The organism is Paraburkholderia flagellata (genome assembly GCF_021390645.1).
GTDB classification, from domain to species: domain Bacteria; phylum Pseudomonadota; class Gammaproteobacteria; order Burkholderiales; family Burkholderiaceae; genus Paraburkholderia; species Paraburkholderia flagellata.
In genome coordinates, this window is the sequence record NZ_JAJEJT010000005.1 from 446,257 (window position 1) to 465,114 (window position 18,858).

The 18,858-nt window shown below is 60.7% G+C and carries 16 protein-coding genes; 4 read left to right on the top strand and 12 right to left on the bottom strand.

Annotated features, from left to right (window positions below; genetic code table 11):
* Positions 1 to 32: 32 nt before the first annotated feature.
* A complete protein-coding gene (locus L0U83_RS38545) occupies positions 33 to 1,403 on the top strand; it encodes an MFS transporter (RefSeq protein WP_233889837.1) in 1,371 nt (456 codons plus the stop codon).
* A 209-nt stretch (positions 1,404 to 1,612) separates the two neighbouring features.
* Here the strand turns inward: L0U83_RS38545 and L0U83_RS38550 are convergent, their stop codons facing one another.
* From L0U83_RS38550 to L0U83_RS38560, 3 genes are all read right to left on the bottom strand, one after another.
* Complete coding sequence (locus L0U83_RS38550; RefSeq protein ID WP_233890010.1) at positions 1,613 to 2,635, bottom strand: aldo/keto reductase; 1,023 nt, start codon at positions 2,633 to 2,635, stop codon at positions 1,613 to 1,615.
* 161 nt (positions 2,636 to 2,796) lie between these two features.
* Complete coding sequence (locus L0U83_RS38555; protein ID WP_308445122.1) at positions 2,797 to 3,495, bottom strand: LbetaH domain-containing protein; 699 nt, start codon at positions 3,493 to 3,495, stop codon at positions 2,797 to 2,799.
* Between the two features lie 210 nt (positions 3,496 to 3,705).
* Entirely contained in the window at positions 3,706 to 4,350 is a 645-nt protein-coding gene (locus L0U83_RS38560) for a c-type cytochrome (protein WP_233889838.1), read from the bottom strand.
* A gap of 687 nt (positions 4,351 to 5,037) precedes the next feature.
* On the opposite strand from L0U83_RS38560, the gene oxlT reads away from it, so the two are divergent.
* On the top strand, positions 5,038 to 6,315 hold the full coding sequence (gene oxlT, locus L0U83_RS38565) for an oxalate/formate MFS antiporter (RefSeq protein WP_233889839.1): 1,278 nt from the start codon (positions 5,038 to 5,040) through the stop codon (positions 6,313 to 6,315).
* Between the two features lie 52 nt (positions 6,316 to 6,367).
* Here the strand turns inward: oxlT and L0U83_RS38570 are convergent, their stop codons facing one another.
* The 3 genes from L0U83_RS38570 to L0U83_RS38580 all read right to left on the bottom strand — a co-directional run bounded on the left by L0U83_RS38570 (position 6,368) and on the right by L0U83_RS38580 (position 9,521).
* Positions 6,368 to 6,757, bottom strand: a complete 390-nt coding sequence (locus tag L0U83_RS38570) for a RidA family protein (protein WP_233889840.1) — start codon at positions 6,755 to 6,757, stop codon at positions 6,368 to 6,370.
* A 100-nt stretch (positions 6,758 to 6,857) separates the two neighbouring features.
* Positions 6,858 to 8,342 (bottom strand): MFS transporter, encoded by a 1,485-nt coding sequence (locus tag L0U83_RS38575; RefSeq protein WP_505882968.1) that lies wholly within the window; start codon positions 8,340 to 8,342, stop codon positions 6,858 to 6,860.
* Between the two features lie 54 nt (positions 8,343 to 8,396).
* Positions 8,397 to 9,521 carry a mandelate racemase/muconate lactonizing enzyme family protein gene (locus tag L0U83_RS38580; protein ID WP_233889841.1) on the bottom strand — a complete coding sequence of 375 codons (1,125 nt, stop codon included), beginning with the start codon at positions 9,519 to 9,521 and terminating at the stop codon, positions 8,397 to 8,399.
* A 127-nt stretch (positions 9,522 to 9,648) separates the two neighbouring features.
* Here L0U83_RS38580 and L0U83_RS38585 point away from each other — a divergent pair, with 127 nt between their 5' ends.
* Positions 9,649 to 10,575 carry a LysR family transcriptional regulator gene (locus L0U83_RS38585; RefSeq protein ID WP_233889842.1) on the top strand — a complete coding sequence of 309 codons (927 nt, stop codon included), beginning with the start codon at positions 9,649 to 9,651 and terminating at the stop codon, positions 10,573 to 10,575.
* 132 nt (positions 10,576 to 10,707) lie between these two features.
* On the top strand, positions 10,708 to 12,015 hold the full coding sequence (locus L0U83_RS38590) for an MFS transporter (protein WP_233889843.1): 1,308 nt from the start codon (positions 10,708 to 10,710) through the stop codon (positions 12,013 to 12,015).
* A 43-nt stretch (positions 12,016 to 12,058) separates the two neighbouring features.
* Here L0U83_RS38590 and L0U83_RS38595 read toward each other — a convergent pair whose 3' ends face one another.
* From L0U83_RS38595 to L0U83_RS38620, 6 genes are all read right to left on the bottom strand, one after another.
* On the bottom strand, positions 12,059 to 12,997 hold the full coding sequence (locus L0U83_RS38595; RefSeq protein WP_233889844.1) for a dihydrodipicolinate synthase family protein: 939 nt from the start codon (positions 12,995 to 12,997) through the stop codon (positions 12,059 to 12,061).
* A 65-nt stretch (positions 12,998 to 13,062) separates the two neighbouring features.
* The gene (locus L0U83_RS38600; RefSeq protein ID WP_233889845.1) at positions 13,063 to 14,610 is read right to left on the bottom strand and encodes a UxaA family hydrolase; all 1,548 of its coding nucleotides are present in this window, start codon (positions 14,608 to 14,610) and stop codon (positions 13,063 to 13,065) included.
* Between the two features lie 115 nt (positions 14,611 to 14,725).
* Positions 14,726 to 15,433, bottom strand: coding sequence for a ribonuclease activity regulator RraA (locus L0U83_RS38605; RefSeq protein WP_233889846.1), 708 nt, complete (start codon positions 15,431 to 15,433; stop codon positions 14,726 to 14,728).
* 47 nt (positions 15,434 to 15,480) lie between these two features.
* Positions 15,481 to 16,266 (bottom strand): SDR family oxidoreductase, encoded by a 786-nt coding sequence (locus L0U83_RS38610; RefSeq protein ID WP_233889847.1) that lies wholly within the window; start codon positions 16,264 to 16,266, stop codon positions 15,481 to 15,483.
* Positions 16,267 to 16,344: 78 nt separating this feature from the next.
* Positions 16,345 to 17,631 (bottom strand): MFS transporter, encoded by a 1,287-nt coding sequence (locus L0U83_RS38615; protein WP_233889848.1) that lies wholly within the window; start codon positions 17,629 to 17,631, stop codon positions 16,345 to 16,347.
* Positions 17,632 to 17,754: 123 nt separating this feature from the next.
* The gene (locus tag L0U83_RS38620) at positions 17,755 to 18,756 is read right to left on the bottom strand and encodes a 2-hydroxyacid dehydrogenase (RefSeq protein ID WP_233889849.1); all 1,002 of its coding nucleotides are present in this window, start codon (positions 18,754 to 18,756) and stop codon (positions 17,755 to 17,757) included.
* Between the last annotated feature and the right edge of the window lie 102 nt (positions 18,757 to 18,858).

Here is an 18,858-nt window from a genome sequence, read left to right on the forward strand (position 1 = left end):
ACGGCGACCTCGTTATCAGGCACCATTTCGTCATGCAGAATGTTGAGCGAACAGCAATCTACCGTTCACGTGCCAGGCCTGCAGCATTTTCTCGTGGCTTGTATGATGACGGCTCCGGTGTGGCGGTAGTGCTGTCTCACGCCGTCGCCAGTCTTCTCCCTGAAATGCTTGTTGGCTTGTCGGTAATTTTGATGAAACGGTTATCCAGTACCCGTCATTCTGCTTCCGCTTTCATTTCAATCGCGGTCGCTTTCATGATCAATATGATGGGCACGACACTTCCGACGCCCATTTATCGGTTTTACCAGCAGCAATACGGCTTCACACCGACGTTGATTACCGTGATCTACGCGTGCTATGCCCTTGGTGTTCTGGGTGCGCTGCTCACGGTCGGCAACTGGTCGGACCAGCTCGGTCGCCGGCGAATGTTGTTTGTGGGATTGTGTGCCTCTGCTGCTTCTGCCATTGCGTTCATCACAAGCCACGGGGCAGCCGGTTTGATGATTGGACGTTTGCTGTCCGGGCTTTCCGCAGGCATATTCACCAGCACGGCCACCGTCGCCGTGATCGAACTCGCGCCCCCCGCATGGCAGCCGCAGGCGACGCTGGCGGCAACCGCCTCGAACATGTTGGGCCTTGGATTCGGTCCATTGCTGAGCGGTGTACTCGTCGCCCTGCTCCCGCGGCCGACAATCGTACCTTACGCTGTCCATCTCGTGCTGGTGGCCCTCGCGCTGATCGCTGTATGGCGCGCGCCCGAAACGGCGCGCCCTGCTACGCGCACGAAGCTGCAATTTCAGCGCATTTCATTGCCCACGGAAGTGCGCGACGCATTCATTCCCGCTGCGCTCGCCGGCTTTGCGGGATTCGTCGTGGTCGGGTTCTTTGCTGCCGTGGTTCCGCAGTTGATCAGTGCGTTGCTCGGATATCACAGCAGCGTCCTGATCGGCGCACTCGTTTTCCTGCTTTTCGCGTGCTCGGCCATCGGACAGATCATCCAGGCCCGCATCGAGGCGCAGCATCGTCTCGCCGCTGGCTGCATTGGCCTCGCGGTGGGGCTGACCGCGATCGCACTCTGCGTCTTCGACCGCTCGCTGACGACGCTTATCGTCGGCACAGCGATCGCGGGCATCGGCCAAGGTGTGAGCTTCCGGGCGAGTCTCGGCGATCTGGCTGCGAAGTGCCCGCCAAATCGGCGTGCGGAAGTGACGTCGAGTTTCTTCGTCGTCCTCTATATCGCGATCTCGCTGCCGGTCATCGGCCTTGGTTTCGCCGTGCAGCGCATCGGTATTGCGCACGCCACTTCGCTATTCGCGATACTGACGACGCTGACAGTGCTCATGGCACTGTGGCTCATCGTGCGTCGTCAGCGGCGCCCGATCGAATCCGCGACGGGCCGGTAGCGGCTATGTGCCGGCCGAGGCATGCGCCCCCTGCGTGCAACAGCGGCCCCGTGTCCTTTCTCGTCTGCCAGCAGGCATAAATCCGCACAGCCATAACGTCGCCGGCGGACTCATGGCACGACGCAACTTAGAACGCGTCGAGCACGAAGCGCATGGCTCCGTGCATACACAAACTCGAAGTGGCGTCGGCCCGCGTTGAGGCAGGCTTGCTAGCCTTGCGAGCCGAGCCGTGGAATGCGGCCAAAAAACGGGTGTTTCGGATCGTTGAAGCCGGGGGTGGACGGGTGGCCACTCACCACGAGCGAGTCGATGAACGCTTCGTCGTCTACGCTCAACTGGTAGTCCAACGCGGGCAGATACTCGTCCCATTGCGCCTCAGTGCGAGGACCGGCGATCGTGGAAGTCACGTAGCGACTGTTCAGCACCCAGGCAACAGCGAACTGTCCGGCACTCAGCCCGCGCGTCTGTGCATGCTCGCGCACGCGCCGCGCGAGATCGAGCGACTCGCGTCGCCATTCGGTCTGCTGAAGCCGGACGTCGCCTCGACCAGCGCGGCTCTCGGGAGCGGGTTCGGCCTCGGCACCATATTTGCCCGTCAGCACCCCGCGGGCAAGCGGACTGTACGCGATCACGCCGAGGCCATATCGGTGAGCTGCGGTCAGTTGTTCGGCTTCAGCCTGCCGATTCGCGATGTTATATAGCGGCTGACTGGCGACCGGCGCCTCCAGGCCGAGCGCCTGTGCGGTATGGGCAAACTCAGCGATCCGCCAGCCCCGATGATTCGAAAGGCCGTAATACCGGAGCTTTCCTGCCGCCACGAGATCGTTGAGCGCGCGCACAGTCTCGTCGACCGGCGTTAGCGGGTCCTCCGCATGCAAGTAGAGCAGGTCGATATAGTCGGTATTCAGGCGCTTCAGGCTGGCTTCGACGGACCGCACGACGTGCTTGCGCGAAGCCCCCCTGCCATTGACGTCGCCGTCGCAGATCGGGCTGACGAACTTTGTCGCGAGCACCCACCGGTCGCGCCGGTTGGCGATGCAGCGCCCAACCACACGTTCCGATTCCCCGCGCGAATACGCGTCGGCGGTATCTATCGAGTTAACACCCTGCTCGAACGCCTTGTCTACGATGCGCGCTGCGGTCACGTCGTCGGTGGACTCGCCGAACATCATGGTGCCCAACGTCAGCGCAGACACCTTGATGCCGCTACGTCCAAGCTGTCGATATTCCATCATGGATTGCCTTCCTGGGATTCAATACTTCCCAGTCCCCTACCAGCGGTTCGCCTTAGAGGACCGGACAATACGTGGAGTTGCTGCCTGCGAAGCGATGCCATGGCACATGACGTCGGGGAGGCAACAGCCGAAGCGTGCGCCGCGTGACTATCACCGCCTCATCGCTCGTATTTCTCGACAAACGCCTCTGCGGTGAGGCTACGGAAGTCGGCTAGCGCCGCGTCGATCCGATCGTGGCTCCAGTCCCACCACGCGAGGCATTGAAGGCGTTCCGCCGTGCGCGCCTCGAAGCGCGGGCGCAGGACGCGCGCAGGCACGCCAACAACGATCGCGTAAGGCGGCACGTCCTTCGTCACGACGGCGGCTGAACCGATCGCTGCCCCCGTTCCAATCGTCACGCCAGGCATCACGATCGCACCGTGCCCAATCCACACGTCATGACCAATTGCAATCCGGTCCTTGGCGCGCCATTCGAAAATGTCGGTATCGTCTTCAAGAGAGAATCCGTACGAACGCGAGCGATAAGTGAAATGGTGAAGGGTCGCGCGCCATGTGGGATGGTTAGACGGATTGATCCGCACACCCGTCGCGATATTTGCGAATTTCCCGATTTGCGCATGCGCAATCTGGTTGTCACCCATTGCATAGCCGTAGTCGCCGATCGCCGAATCAGTCACGTGGCTGTGAGGGCCAAGATAGGTGTAGCTGCCGAACTCGCTTCTGCGAACCACTGACGTAGGGTGAATCTCCGGGTTTTTCGTTAAATCCTGGCCGAGTGTCCACGGATCGACGCCAGCACCATGATCAATCTTCATAACATGCCTTGAATAAATCATTCGGATGACTACATGATGCACGGCGCGATGACTCGTACTCGCTCGACCGTCAGGGTGCGAATTGCCTCGAATGTCGTGCCTGCGTGACGGGCATTGTACGAGGGTACGAGTGATAAATTTGTGAACGTTTCCTGTCGCGAAGATTATCATCATGTAAATGACCAGATATCTATACATCTAGATCATTACGAATACGTGTACATCACCCGATACCACACTCGAAGCAGCACATTATCGCGGCAGGGTCGACAAATACGCGGCCGCGTCCACGATTTGCGCCTCTGACAAGTGCGCTGCCACGGCCGTCATCGTTCCTGGCTTCGCTCCTCCCTGCGCTGCACGCGCCTGGAACTCGTGAAGACGGGAGACGGTGAAGCTGGCTGGCTGCCCCGCGATGCTGGGAAAACGTGCACCATTCCCCTTGCCCCCCGCTGCGTGGCAACTAAAGCAGGCCGCAACGCCCGCTCCATCGCCGAACTGCGCAAGCTGCGCGCCGGCACGGGCTTCATCGGCCTGCGGCTGTTCTTGCGCGACAACGGGGGGATGCTGTGCCGCGAAGTATCCTGCCACCGCTTGCATGTCCGCGTCGGAGAGCGTGCGCGCAACCGGCTGCATGATCGGGCTTGCGCGCGTGCCCGCCTTGAACATTGACAGTGCGTGGGCCAGGTACTCTGCGTCCTGCCCGGCAAGCCGCGGCGCCGCAACCGCAACGGAACCCTCGCCTTTGGCCCCGTGACAAGCGGCACAGGTAGCGATCAACCCATCACGTGGGCTGGCCATTGCGGGATCGGCAATCGCAGGAGGAACACGAAGGAGCGCGCCAATCACCAATACCAGCACGTACGCACAGTTCTTTGACATGGTTTGCGCCAACATATTATTAACGAGAGGAAATTATTGAGCGCACCAAACTCTCCGGCAAATAGGGACTATGAATCATCGTGATATGCCCTGACTATGGCGCAGCCGAATTCGCGAGCGTGCAAAGAGCAACGCCCGTAGGCACGGGCCTTCGCGGGCCCCGCGCATTTTTCTATGCCAGGCCCGCATCGCGATCTCACCAGGAAAATGACGAATTTGTAATCGGCCCGTCATGATGCGGTTATCCTCCGCGATCGTAAATTCGATGCATCGGAGTAGCAACGTTCAATCTGACGTATTATTCGATTAGTATTGCGAAATATCTCCGGCAAACTGACCTTGCACCGACTGCATGCGTAGCGCACCAATGCTCCCAACTGCGCACCATCCGCGAGCATGATTGGCGTTTGAAACCACCGCAGGCGTATCAACCCGATCCCTCCTCCGCGTGCGGTGTAAGACCACGCGGTGCCACCACCTCACTTGTTTTCACTGGCACGATTCTGGCTTTTATCAACGACGACGTATGCCGGATTCGCTCGCCAGCAATGACGAGTTCCTCACGCCTATCTACAGGGCCGTTTCGCGAACCCGATAGTTTCCCTGCCGACACCTGGCGGCCGCGACCTGGCAGCAACTGACCTCTGGCACGCAAGGACTGCGGGCCGCCCGTGACATATCCTCCGCCCTGGAAATGATGCAATGAACACAGTGAACACATCGGCATTCCCCCACGCAAGACTAGCCGAGCGGCACCGGTGGGGGCAGCTCGCACTCGGTCTTGTCTGCATGATGGCCATCTCAAGTCCGCAGTATGTGTGGACGCTGATGACGAAGCCGCTCATGACCAAGCTTGGTGTTGCGCTGCCCGAACTGCAGGTGACGTTTTCGATTCTCGTGCTACTGCAGGCGTTTTTCTCGCCTGTGCAGGGAGCACTGATCGACCGGTTCGGCCCGCGCACGCTGATCTCGATCGGTACGGTGCTCACCGGCCTGAGCTGGTTACTCGCGTCGCACGCGCAGAGTATGCTTGGCCTCTATCTGACGTATGGCGGCGTGGGTGGTATCGGAACCGGTATCGTTTATGTCGGCGTCGTCGGTCTGATGGTCCGCTGGTTCCCCGATCGCCGCGGCTTTGCCGCCGGCGTCGCGGCGGCAGGTTACGGCATGGGCGCGATCATCACGACGTTCCCGATTTCCGCTTCGATCGTCACGCGAGGGATCGACGGCACGCTTGAACTCTATGGCTTTCTCTTCGCCGCCGTGGGCCTCGCCGCCTCGCAAGGACTCAGAATGCCGCGCAGCGAAAGCACCGATTTGCACGACCAAACGGAGGCAGCGACCGGCACAAGACCCGCGCCCGACTACCGGCCCGCGCAAATGTTGCGCACGCCGCTGTTCTGGCTGATGTTCGTCATGATGACCTTGATGGCTACCTCGGGCTTGATGGTGACCTCGCAAATGGCGATTTTCTCGGCCGATTTCGGCGTGAGCAAGATGCTCGTATTTGGGCTCGGGGCGTTGCCTCTGGCGTTGACGATCGATCGCTTTACGAACGGGCTGACGAGACCGCTGTTCGGGTGGATCTCCGATCGGGCTGGACGCGAAAACACGATGGCATTTGCGTTCGCTCTTGAAGGAATCGCAATGCTCCTTTGGTTGCTCACGCGCGACGACGCAGTGTTGTTCGTCATCCTTTCCGGCGTGGTCTTCTTCGGTTGGGGCGAAATCTTCTCGCTCTTCCCCTCCACGCTCACCGACACGTTCGGCACCCGCAACGCCACGGCCAACTACGGTTGGCTTTATCTTTCGTTCGGCATCGGCTCCATCTTCGGCGGCCCGCTTGCCGCGCTCCTGCATCAGCACACGAACAGCTGGATTCCCGTCTTCGGCTGCGCGATCGCCTTCGACATCACGACGGCCGTGCTCGCGATCTTCGTCCTCAAGCCTGCTCGCACGCGCTTTCTCCGTAGACACTAGAGCGCGTCGACAACGCCGGGTAGGCACCGGCTCGCCCTATGGCGACCGGCGCCTATCGCCGCGCGATGAAATCTATCTCAACGCGCGCGTCTTTCGCAAGTCCGGTGACGCCGATGCAAGTTCGCGCGGGAAAGCGTCCCGCCTGGAAGTAAGTGCTGTACACCGCATTCATGCGCTCATAGTCCTCACTGAAACGCGTGAGAAAGACGCGCGCACAAACCACATTCGACAGATCGAGGCCGCAGCCCGCCAGCACCGTTTTCAGGTTGGCCATGACGGCGTGCGTCTGTGCTTCGATCCCCTCCGGGTATGGACTGTCGATTGAAGACCCAGTAAACGGCATCTGCCCGGTGACAAATACCCAGCCGTCGGATTCGACCGCGTGACTGAAGGGTGCGACCGGGTCGGGTGCACCAGCAACCATGTGGAACAACGGATTCATCGAAAGGTCTCCTTCCAGGATATCGAATCAGGGCGCGATACTGTGCTCTTTTGGCGTCGTCGAAAACACTTCATCGCATCCAGCCGCGACTCGAGACCGTTCACTCGGATTGCGGCAACGATCCAGACCAGTCTCCAAAATGGACGCCGACGATACGTCGTGTACAGATCAATGCGGCGACCACCACCGCAACGTCGATAGTAAAGCCTATATGGATCGCATGCACGACCGAAGCCCGCTCTCCGCCGTACTGTCCATGGCCGGTAAAGACAACCATGCTCGCGAGCGTGCGCGACACCAGCGTACCGATGGTGGCCGTGCCCAGCATCCCGCCGACCATTCGCGTCGACTGTATCAACGCAGTAGTAATACCGAAGCGCGCGGGCCCGCACAACTCCTGGGCAAAGACGTTCAGGTTGTTGAAGATGAGGCCGAGTCCGAACCCCGCAGCACCCATCGATGCGCCACCCAACGCGCTCTGGCTCGCGACGTCAAGCATCACTGCGCCGAGGCATCCTGTGCCGATCAATGCAAAACCGACTGTGACGACCGTCATCGGCGAGCGCAGGCGCGTCACGATTTGCGTATTTGCAAAACTACCAAGCGCAAGGCAAACCGGTAGGGGTGTAACAGCGAGGCCGGCTGCCTGCGGTGTCATGCCGAAACCCGTTTGCAGCAGAAGCGGCATATAAAAGAGCAGCGAGAACATCGCGAAGCCAGCGGCAAAAGAAAGCAGGAACAGAAGTATCAGATTGCGATCATTGAAGAGATCGACGGGCAGTATCGGATGCGCGTGGCGCTTTTCCCATCTGTACGTCAGCACGCACGAGACGATGGTCGTCGCGGCAAGAGCCAGCGTCGACGGCGTGAATCCCTGGACGGGAAAACGTTCAATGCCCATCTGAAGCGACGCGAGCAAGATCGACAGCAATGCTGCGCCGGTCCAATCAATAGTCGATCGCTGGCCGCGATGCTGCTCGATTTTCGGCAAATAGCATATGACGCAGTAGAGACCCGCAAGCCCGACTGGAAGATTGACGAGAAACGTCGAACGCCAGCCATAGGCATCACTCAGGAAACCACCGAGAAAAGGCCCGGCCGCCGTGGCGATACCGTAGGAGCCGGCCATCACCACCTGCCAGCGCATTCGAACGCGAGGATCGGGGAACAGATCGGGGATCGCGGCGAATGCGGTGCCCACCATCATGCCACCCCCGATCCCTTGGAGCGCCCTTGCGAATACGAGGGTCCCAATATTCGGCGCGAGCCCGCATAGTGCGGAAGCGCCGGTAAACGTAATGATCGAAGCGGTCACGAACCCCTTGCGGCCGAAATAATCGCCGAGCCGGCCGAAGATGGGTACTGATACGACCGATGCAAGCAAATAGATGCTCGCGATCCAGGCGTAGTATTGTGCGCCCTTGAGATCCGCGACGATGGAAGGCAGTGCAGTGCTGACGACGGTCTGATCGAGTGCGACGAGCATATTGACGAGACCGATCCCGAGCATCGCCAGCAGTGATTCACGGAATGGCCGACTAGCCGCCTGATCATGTGACGCATGGCGGCCTTCACCACGCCGCATGCGCGCCTCCCGGATCCTCATCGATTGCACGCACCAGGTGAATTGGCCGGCGCCTCATCTTACTTCGGTCCACTTACCATACTTCGTCACCGCGTCATCATCGAACGAAAAGCCCAGCCCAGGCTCTTGATGCAGTGCAATCCGGCCGCCCTTTTGCGTCAGCTGGCGATCGATAAGGCGGCGGAAATTCAATACCTGGTCATCCCGGAAGAACTCGACATAGTGCGCATTCGGCGTCGCTGCAACGAGTGGCGCATGCACGTCATGAAACCAGTGCGGGCACATGACGACGCCATAACTGGCCGCGGTCGCGGCAATACGCCGCCACTCCGAGATGCCTCCACACACCAGCGCATCCGTCTGAAGAATCGCTGCTGCCTCTTTGTCCAGCAACTCCTTGTGATACCACCGGCCATAACCGATTTCGCCCGTTGCGATCGGCACGCGCGTCTGCTTCGCGAGACGCGCATGGTTATCCACGTCGTCGGGCGAGAAAGGCTCTTCGATGAAGTACGGGTCGTACTGTTCGAAACGGCGCACGAACTGAAGCGCCTCCGTGACATCGCGCCATCCATTGTTAATATCGATCATGAGTTCGACATCCGGCCCGATCGCTTCGCGTGCGGCGCGCACACGGGCTTCGTCATCGGCTGGCGACAGGCGCCCGGCCTTCATCTTCACCGCCTTGAACCCCATCTCGACATAGCTCGCCATTTCGTCGCCGAGCATCTGGGGCGTCTTGGCATCGAGGTAATAACCACCGCTCGCATAGGCGGGGACCGTATCGAGTTCCACGGCGCCCAGGTATTTGTGAATCGGCACGCTGTGCGTACGAGCGTTGAGATCCCAGAGCGCCGTGTCCAGAATGCTGATTGCGCGCATGACCGTGCCCGAGCGGCCTTGCAGAAGGGATTCCCCGTACATTGCCTGCCACAAACCTTCAACGGCGTACGAGTCTTGCCCGATCAGTATGGGAGCGAGCAATTGTTCGACTGCCACGCGCAGCAGTTCGCCACCCGCGCTGCCGACATAGCAAAACCCGATGCCTTCGACACCATCGCTTGAGCGGACCTTAACGAGACCGTACTCGCGCTTCGACACCGTGCGTGTGGCGAACGAAGTCACGCGGTCCAGCGGAACGACGGCCACGCAAGTGGCAATTGACTCGATTCGTGGCATGTCGGCACTCCTTTATAGAAAGGCAGATGCATTGTTCAAATCACCGCTGTACGCAATCGAGTGTGCTGGTCCCAGACTATAAAAAACAGTATCCTTTGACTTCTTCACAAGATAAAACTTTTTATTGATGGACTCGCGCTATCTTCAGAGCTTTGTCTACGTCGTTGAACTCGGATCGATCGCAGAAGCTGCGCGTCGGCTCGATCTGACGCCGGCCGCCGTGGCCCAGCGCGTCAAGATGCTCGAAACTGAATTAGGAATAAAACTCGTGCGCCGCTCCGGCCGCACGGTCGGAACGACCGAGGCCGGCGAGCGTATTATCAGCCGCGCACGCGCCGTGCTTCATGAAATACGCGACCTGAAGTCCGATCTGGACGATTCGTCGACACTGGCCGGCCAATTGCGCCTCGGCGGTACGCCCACGATGATGACGAGTCTGATTCCTGACGTCCTCGCCAAACTGCTGACGCGTCACCTGCAAATGGATATCTATCTGGAACCCGGCCCTTCGACGGAGCTGTACCGCAAGGTAGTGAATGGCCATCTCGACGCCGCAGTCCTCGTGCGGCCGCTTTTCGAACTTCCCAAGAACTGTGACTGGCATACGTTCCGTGAGGAGCCGCTGGTGCTGTTGACGGCCGCGTCGATGCCGGTCACCGATGTACACCACACGCTGCAAACACAGCCATTTTTGCGCTACGACCGAAATGTCGTCGGGGGGCAGCTCGCCGACGCCTACTTGCGGCAGCACTGCATCTCGCCGCATCAGCGCTGTGAGCTCGACGGGTTGGATGCGCTCGCCGTACTGACCGATCGCGGGCTCGGGGTGACGCTCGTTCCCGATTGGCGCATGACCCCCTTTGCGGGCCTTTCGCTGAGAAAGTGGCCACTGCCCCATCCGTTCCCCAAACGGCTCGTTGGGCTGTTGTGGAACCGTTCATCTGCTCGCGTTCGGCTGGTCCATGCATTTCGCGAGATGGCCATTGAACTACTGCGTGGCACAGAGGCTCGGAAAGAGCAAGCCGATCCTTCCTCCGGCCAGACGCAAAAATAACTGTTGTCTGAAGCAACGGGCGACCGCTTCCTCGATGCGAAACGCCACGCGATACTGCGCTCGCCGCCACCGCGTGACTCTTGCGGATCACTTGTGCACTACCTCTAACACCAGGGCGGACAAGGAGACACCATGTTCGTCCGCACTTCTATTGACCACACGTTCGAAGCCACTGAAACTGACTCACTTTTCAGGCGCGTCGCGTGGCGATTCATGCCGCTGCTGTTCATCGGCTACGTGATCGCATATCTCGACCGCGTGAACGTGGGTTTCGCAAAGCTGCAGATGGTCAATGCGCTGCACTTCAGCGAAGCGGCGTATGGGCTCGGCGCTGGGCTTTTCTTCGTCGGTTACTTCTTTTTCGAGGTGCCTAGCAACCTGCTGATGCATCGGCTGGGCGCCCGGCGCTGGATCGCGCGCATCATGGTCACGTGGGGTGCGTTGTCGATCGCCACTGCTTTCGTCCATACGGCGACGATGTTTTACGTCATGCGCTTTGTGCTCGGCATTGCGGAAGCGGGCTTCTTCCCCGGCATGGTTCTTTACCTGACCTACTGGTTTCCCTCCCACCGGCGGGGCAAGATGGTCGCGCTGCTGATGGCCGGCAATCCTGTCTCTGGACTGTTTGGAGGGCCGCTTTCCGGCTACATCATGCACGCGCTGCACGGTACGCTGGGCTTTGGCGGATGGCAGTGGCTCTTCATCATCGAAGCCTTACCCGCTATCGCGCTCGGCATTGTGATCTTTATCTTTCTTGACGACCGTGTTGCCGACGCGCATTGGCTCCGCCCCGAAGAAAAGCGCATGATTCAGGATGAGATCAATGCGGACGCATCGACGCACACGCACGGTTCGGTGCGGATGGTCTTCACCTCGTTGCGCGTCTGGCTGCTGTGTCTGATTCTCTTTGGCATTGTAATGGGTTCTTACGCTATCGGCTTCTGGCAGCCGACGATCATTCGAGGCACCGGTATTCGCGATCCGCTGACGATCGGTTTGCTCACGATGATTCCGTACTCGGCAGCCCTGGTTGCGATGATCGCAGCCGGCCGGAACGCGGACCGCACGCGCGAGCGCCGACTGCACGTTGCAATACCGGCCGTTGTCGCGGCGTTCGGCTTCGTGATATGCGCGTTCAACGGCGACCATGCGCTGCTGTCGATGATCGGCCTCACGCTTGCCGCAGGCGGCGTGGTGACGGCGCTGCCGATGTTCTGGGCCCTCCCCACCTCATTCCTCGGCGGCATGGGAGCGGCAGCCGGTATCGCACTGATCAACTGCACGGGCAATCTCGCCGGGTTCATCAGCCCGGCCATTATCGGATGGCTGAAGACCGTGACGCATACGTTGACGTCAGGGCTACTGGTTGTCGCGGCTTCGCTGGTGCTATCTGCGATACTGATTCTCGCGTTGATTCCCGCGCGCCTGGTCAACAAATGACTTTCAACAGGCGCTGGCGCGATTGAATCGCGCCAGCCGTCCCTCAATTCAGCTCCCGCAGCCGCTTCGTTTGACGCGTCACCAGACGCTCAACGTCGGCGATATCAGCGGCGGACAGGCGGGGACCAGGCATGCGCAACGTCGGCGAGGCGATCACGCCGCGTTGCGCCATTAAATGCTTCCTCACTGCGAGACCGATGTTCGACTGCTGCTCATATCGGGCAAGCGGTAAATAGGCGTCGAAAATGTCATGCGCCCGCTCGACGTCGCCGCTCGCATGAGCCGTGCACACACCCACCATCATCTCGGGATAGGCGAACCCGGTCATCGCGCCGTCTGCGCCGCGTGAAAGCTCCTCCGGCAGGAACAACCCGCCACCGTTGCCGGTCAAGATCGAAACCCGTCTGACATCACCTTTATCGCTTGCTGCACGGATGGCGGACAGCTTCGCCAGTCCCGGCGAGTCCTCATGCTTCAGCATCACGCAGGTTGGCGAATTCTTCATGATCCGCAGTACTACCGAAGTGGACATTTGCACGCCCGTCGACGTGGGATGATCTTGCAGGACCCACGGACAACTGGCGCCAAGTGTTGAAGTCACCATGTCGAAATAAGCGACGATCTGCTCGTCGGTGCGCAAGGTCGACGCGGGCGCCACCATGACCCCGGAGGCGCCCAACTCCATTACGCCTGACGCCAGCTCACGCATGGGCGCAAATCCCGCTGCCGACGCTCCGACCACGACAGGCACCCGCCCTGCCACCTTGTCCAGCACGCGCTTGACGAATGTGCGCGATTCCAGCGCCGTAAGCTTCGTTGCCTCGCCCAGAATGCCGAGGATCGTGAGCCCCGTCGCGCCGACTTCCAGATAGAAGTCCACCATGCGATCCGTGCTTGCCAGATCGAGCGTGCCGTCGTCGGTAAATGGTGTCACCGCAAGCACATATACGCCTTTCGCGCTTTCATCAAATAGCCTGGTCACAGTCCACTCCTGAATGATCGAGTATGCGGCGGGATGCTAAGGCCCTCTTGCAGTCGCCGCGCCTGTCAACTCATGATGCCGATCTGCCAAGGGACAAATTCGTGATCCCCTAGACCCAGCAGTTCGCTACGCGTGCGCTCACCCGAAGCAACACGCAGCAGCGCGTCGAAGATCGTGCGCCCCATGGACTCGATCGTGGCCTCGCCGTCGAGTATGGCGCCACAATTCAGGTCCATGTCTTCAGTGAGCCGTTTGTACATCGGGGTATTCGTTGCAAGCTTGAGCGATGGCACCGGCTTCGCGCCGAACATCGATCCGCGCCCGGTGGTGAACGCGATCAGATTCGCACCGCCGGCGATCTGGCCTGTCGCGGAGACGGGATCGAATCCGGGTGTGTCCATGAAGACCAGACCCTTCGCGCGCACGGGCTCCGCATATCGGTACACTTCCATCAAAGGACCTGTGCCCCCCTTCATCGACGAGCCCAGCGACTTCTCGAAGATGTTTGCGAGGCCGCCCATCTGATTGCCAGGACTCACGTTGCCGTTGATCTGTACGTCGCGGCCGACCGAATACTCTTCTTTCCACCAGCGCACCCGCTCGATCAGCTTCTCACCGATTTCGCGGCTGGCCGCGCGGCGTGTGAGCGTATGCTCGACGCCGTAGATCTCCGGTGTCTCCGAGAGAATCGCCGTGCCGCCATGGCGCGTCAGCAAGTCCATTGCCGCACCAAGCGCCGGGTTCGCGGTGATCGACGAAAAGCCGTCTGAACCGCCGCACTGCAAGCCTATCTTGAGATGTTCTGCGGCCACCGTCTGACGCTTGACGCGGTTTGCTTCCGGCAAGAGGGCAAGCACCGCTTCGATGCCTGCCGCGATCGTCTTGCGCGTACCGCCGCTTTCCTGCATGACGAACGTGTGCAACCGTTCGTCCGCATTCAACGCTTCGTCAGCCATGAGCCCCGCAAGCTGGTTGCGCTCGCAGCCGAGACCCACTATCAACGCAGCCGCCAGATTTGCGTGGCGCGCGTAGCCGGCCATCGTCCGGCGCAACAATGCCATCGGCTCGCCGCTCATTTCCATGCCGCATCCTGAGCCGTGCGTGAACGCTACGACGCCGTCGATGTTCGGGTAGTCAGCTAGCCGCTCCGGGGTAAACCAGGCCGCGATCTTGTGTGCGACCGTCGCCGAACAATTGACGGTCGACAGAATGCCGATGAAGTTGCGCGTGCCGACTTCTCCGTTTGCGCGCACGTATCCTTCGAAGCTCGCGCGTTGCGCTGCAGGCACCATTTCCAGCGCCCGGTATTCGCTCGCATGGGCGTAGTCACGCTCGAATTCGCGGAACGTCGTGTTGTGGGTATGCACGAGCGTGCCTGGCGCGATGTCCATTGCCGCGAATCCGACGACGACGTTGTATTTGCGGATCGGCTCTCCGGCAGCAATCAGCGCGGATGCAATCTTGTACCCCGCCGGCACCTGACTGCGGCAGAACAGTTGCGTGGTCCCCAGCTTCGTTCCGATCGCAACGTCGGTGCGGGCAATCACCACATTGTCGTCGGGATGAAGGCGAATTACAGGACCATCAATCACCTTGTCGGATGGATTATTCACAATACCTCGAAGCAGGGATCATTCGACGCTGGCTTGAATCAATGCGTCGCCTGAAAGAAATTGAAGGCCCGCCGCATGCAAGGTGCGCCGGACCTCTCGCCAAAACGCGGTGGTGTTATGACTGACGTCGTTTTGCAGCTTCGTAACGCGCCTTGTTTTCCTCGTTTGGCGGATAAAGCCCCGGCAAAGATGCGCCCTGCTCCACTTGCTCCATGATCCACCCTTCGAGCCGCTCCTGTTCCGGTGCAGTGGCGACGATCTCGTCGACAAGCGCAGCAGGGATCACCACCGCGCCGTCTGCATCGACGACGATCAGGTCGTTGGGGAACACCGCGACGCCGCCGCAGGCAACAGGCTCCTGCCAGTTGGCGAAAGTCAGACCCGCGACCGACGGGGGTGCGGCCGCGCCACGGCTCCAGACGGGCAGTTGAGTCGCGAGCACGCCACCGACGTCGCGCACGACGCCATCCGTCACGAGCGCCGCAACGCCGCGCTTTTGCATGCGCGCGCAGAGAATGTCGCCGAAGATCCCGGCGTCCGTCACACCCATCGCGTCCACCACCGCCACGCATCCTTCGGGCATGGCTTCGATGGCAGCACGAGTCGAGCGCGGCGAAGACCAGGATTCCGGCGTGGCGAGATCTTCCCGGGCAGGTACGAAGCGCAGCGTGAAAGCGCGCCCGACAATCCGCGGCAAGCCTTCCTTGATTGGCCGTGCCCCTCGAATCCACACGTTGCGCAGGCCCTTTTTCAGCAGCAGCGTGGTCAGCGTCGCCGTCGTGACGCCCGACAAGGTATCGATAATTTCTTGATCAACTGACATGGAAGTCTCTCATGCAAAGATTATTGCCAGACGAGGCGCCCGGCAAATCAAATACTCGCGATCAGGCCGCCGTCTACGCGAACGACGCCCCCGGTCATGTACGACGCGCGTTCGCTCGCAAGGAACGTAACGACGTCTGCGTACTCCTTCGGCTCGCCATATCGCCCGGCAGGAATCGACGATGTGCTCTCAGCCGCAACTGCCTCGACCGACCGGCCTTCCCGTTTAGCCTTCGATTCATCGAGGAAACGAATGCGATCGGTCGCCACACGCCCGGGCACGACGACATTCGCGGTAACGCCATCACGTGCGACCTCTCGCGCCAGCGTCTTCGACCAGCCGACGAGCGACATGCGCAAGGCATTGGACATGCCGAGATTCGGAATCGGGGCAATAACGCCCGATGACGCGCTAGTGATGACGCGTCCCCACTTGCGCTCGCGCATTCCCGGAAGCACTCTGTCCGTGATCGCAATCACCGAGAGCACCATCAAGCCAAAGTATTTTTGCCAGGCGTCGGCAGGTTGCCCCGACGCTGTCGTCGGCGGAGGGCCACCCGTATTGTTGACAAGTACATCGACGCCTCCGAAGTGGGCTTCAATCGAGGTGACGTGCTTCTCGATTGCCGCCAGGTCGCCGAGATCCCATTGCAGTGACAACGCACGCGCACCGGCTTCTTCAACGCGCTGTGCCGAGCGCTGCAACGCGGCCTCGTCAACGTCCGCGAGAACGATGTTCGCCCCTTCACGCGCGAGCGATACCGCAATCGCTTGTCCCAAACCACCGCCTGCGCCCATCACCAGCGCGGTCTTGTTACGCAAACCCAGATCCATCCTTCTCTCCCGGCCAGACAGCCATTTCAGTGTTGATCAGATGCACGGCTCACCCGCCGTCGCTTCGTTCCTTTGTCGTTACATCGTTGCGCCCGAGGCCGCCGGGCGCACGCCGGTGCGGCTACGCACCACGAACGTCATGGCGAGCACGCCGATCAGATCGATCGTCGCGCCCAGTGCGAATCCGGTGCTATAACCGCCAAAATATTCGACCGCGAGGCCCGTGACCGTCGGACCGACGATTCCCGAGATATTCGCCATCAGATGCACGAAGCCACTGACGCCGCCGAGATGCCGGCTCGGAACAAGCTCGTGGACCACAGCCCACACCGCCTGTGACGAAGCCGTAAGAAACAGCACCGCGGCCGCGACCAGTGCAACGGCGGGCGCCGTGGAGCTGACGAAGCTCACCGCCAGCATCGCGAGGCCGGAGAGCGCGAGCGGCAAAACCGCTGCGATCTTTCGCGCGAGCAACTTGTTGTCCATTCGCCGGAACAGCACGTCGGCCGCGAGCCCGCCACCGAAATAGCCGATCGCGCCACACGCCCAGGGAATCGCCGTCATCAGGCTCATCTGCGTCAGGTCGAGATGCAGCGCGTTCGTGAAGTAGCTCGGCAGCCAGGATATGAAGATGAAGAGCGTGTAGTTCACTGCGAAGAGACCAACGCCTAGTGCGAGCGTGCTCGGCCGAACCAGGTAGGCACGCAGCGGCAAGCCGTCGTCGCCCTCTTCGGCGGGATGAGCCGCGTTGCGGCTGCGCTCGATGAGTTCGCGCTCGTGCACGTCCACACGCCGGTTCTGCGCAGGTGTGTCGGTCACGAACAACCGCCAGACCGCGATCCACAGCAATCCCAGCAGCGCGACAATCACGAACGACACGCGCCAGCCGAAGGCGACGGCCACGAGCCCGACCAGCGGCCCCGCCACCGCATTGCCGAAGGTTTGCCCGGAGAACGTAAAACCGATCATGGTTGCGGTCTCTTCTCGCGGAAACCAGTTCGTGATCGCGCGGTTCGTGGTCGAATTCATCGGGCCCTCGCCAAACCCGAAGAGCGCTCGCAGGATGAACAGGGAGACGAAACCCGTCGCCGCCACGGTCATGCCGCATAGCACCGACCACGCCCCCATCGCCCACGAAAACACGCGTGTCGGTCCAAACCTGTCCGCGAGATGGCCGCCGACGAACGAAAAAATCGAGTAGCCGAAGAAAAAGCTGCTGAAAATCACGCCAAGCTGCGACGGCGACAGGCTCAGGTCTTTGCTGATGATCGGCGCGACCACGCCCAGCGCCGCCCGGTCCATGTAGTTGATCATGCCCGCGGCGAACAGCAGTCCGGCCACGGTATATCGATACCTGCCACGCATCTGTGTCTCCATTTAATTCGGTTTACTAATTACTTTGCAAACGCCTGTATATTCGATTTCAGTTCGATTGCACCAGCAACGCTTCAGACTGAGGTCGTGAGCATGGCCACGACGCAGCACCCATCACACGCAAACACCTCGCGCGCGCCGAAATTCCATAACCTGCGGATTGACGATCGTCGACACGGTGCGCCCCTCCAGCGCCGCGATCAGGTTCTCCGCGGCGCGCCGCGCCATGGCTTCGCGCGTGGCCCGGGTCGCGGAGCCGATATGAGGGAGCGCAACGACGTTCGGCAGTGAATAGAGCGGCGAATCTGCCGGCAGTGGCTCGCGCTCAAACACGTCAAGCCCGGCGCCGCGTATTTGCCCCGACTCCAGCGCAGCGATGAGCGCGGTCTCGTCGACGACCGGACCTCGCGATGCATTGATCAGGATCGCGTCGCGCTTCATCAGTCCGAGTTCGCGCGCGCCGATCAGATGATGGGTTTCGCTCGACAGCGGCACCATCGCGCAAACGAAGTCGGATTCCGCCAGCAGCGTGTCGAGTTCGCAGCGTTGCGCTGCCCAGGCCGACTCCGCATGCGGGTTAGGCTGCCGCTTCGTGTAGAGAATACGCATGCCAAAACCCTGGGCGGCCCGCCGGGCCACAGCCTCGCCGATACGGCCGAGCCCCACGATGCCGAGCGTGCGTCCATGCACGTCCATGCCAAAGTAGTGCTCGCTCACACTGCCGCGCCACTCGCCTGCGCGTGCCCAGTTCGCGAGTTCGACCACGCGGCGCGCGCTCGAAAGCAGCAACGCAAACACGAGATCGGCCGTGGTTTCCGTCACCTCGTCAGGTGTGTTCGTGAGCACGACGCCCCGGCGCGTGAGCGCTTCGACGTCGAAGGCGTCGTAGCCCGCGGAAATTGTCGAGGCTACTTCCAGTTCAGGCGCCGCGTCCAGCAGCTCGGCGGTGATTTTCAGGGTGTTGCCCATGATGCCGTGCGCCGAGCCCAGCGCTTGAACAAACTGCGGTCGATTCGCTTCGTTCACCTCATCGAATGCGGTCACGTCGAAGCGCGCTCGCAAACTTTCGAGTACGTCCGCGGGCACCGGCCGATACAGCACAACACGCTTTCTCATGATGAATCAATCCCTCTCAAACTGGCTCCGGCGCCATGCGCCGACAGGTGACTTGCAGCCCAATATAAAAGTAGATAAGATGGGCGTCAAGGATTATTGATA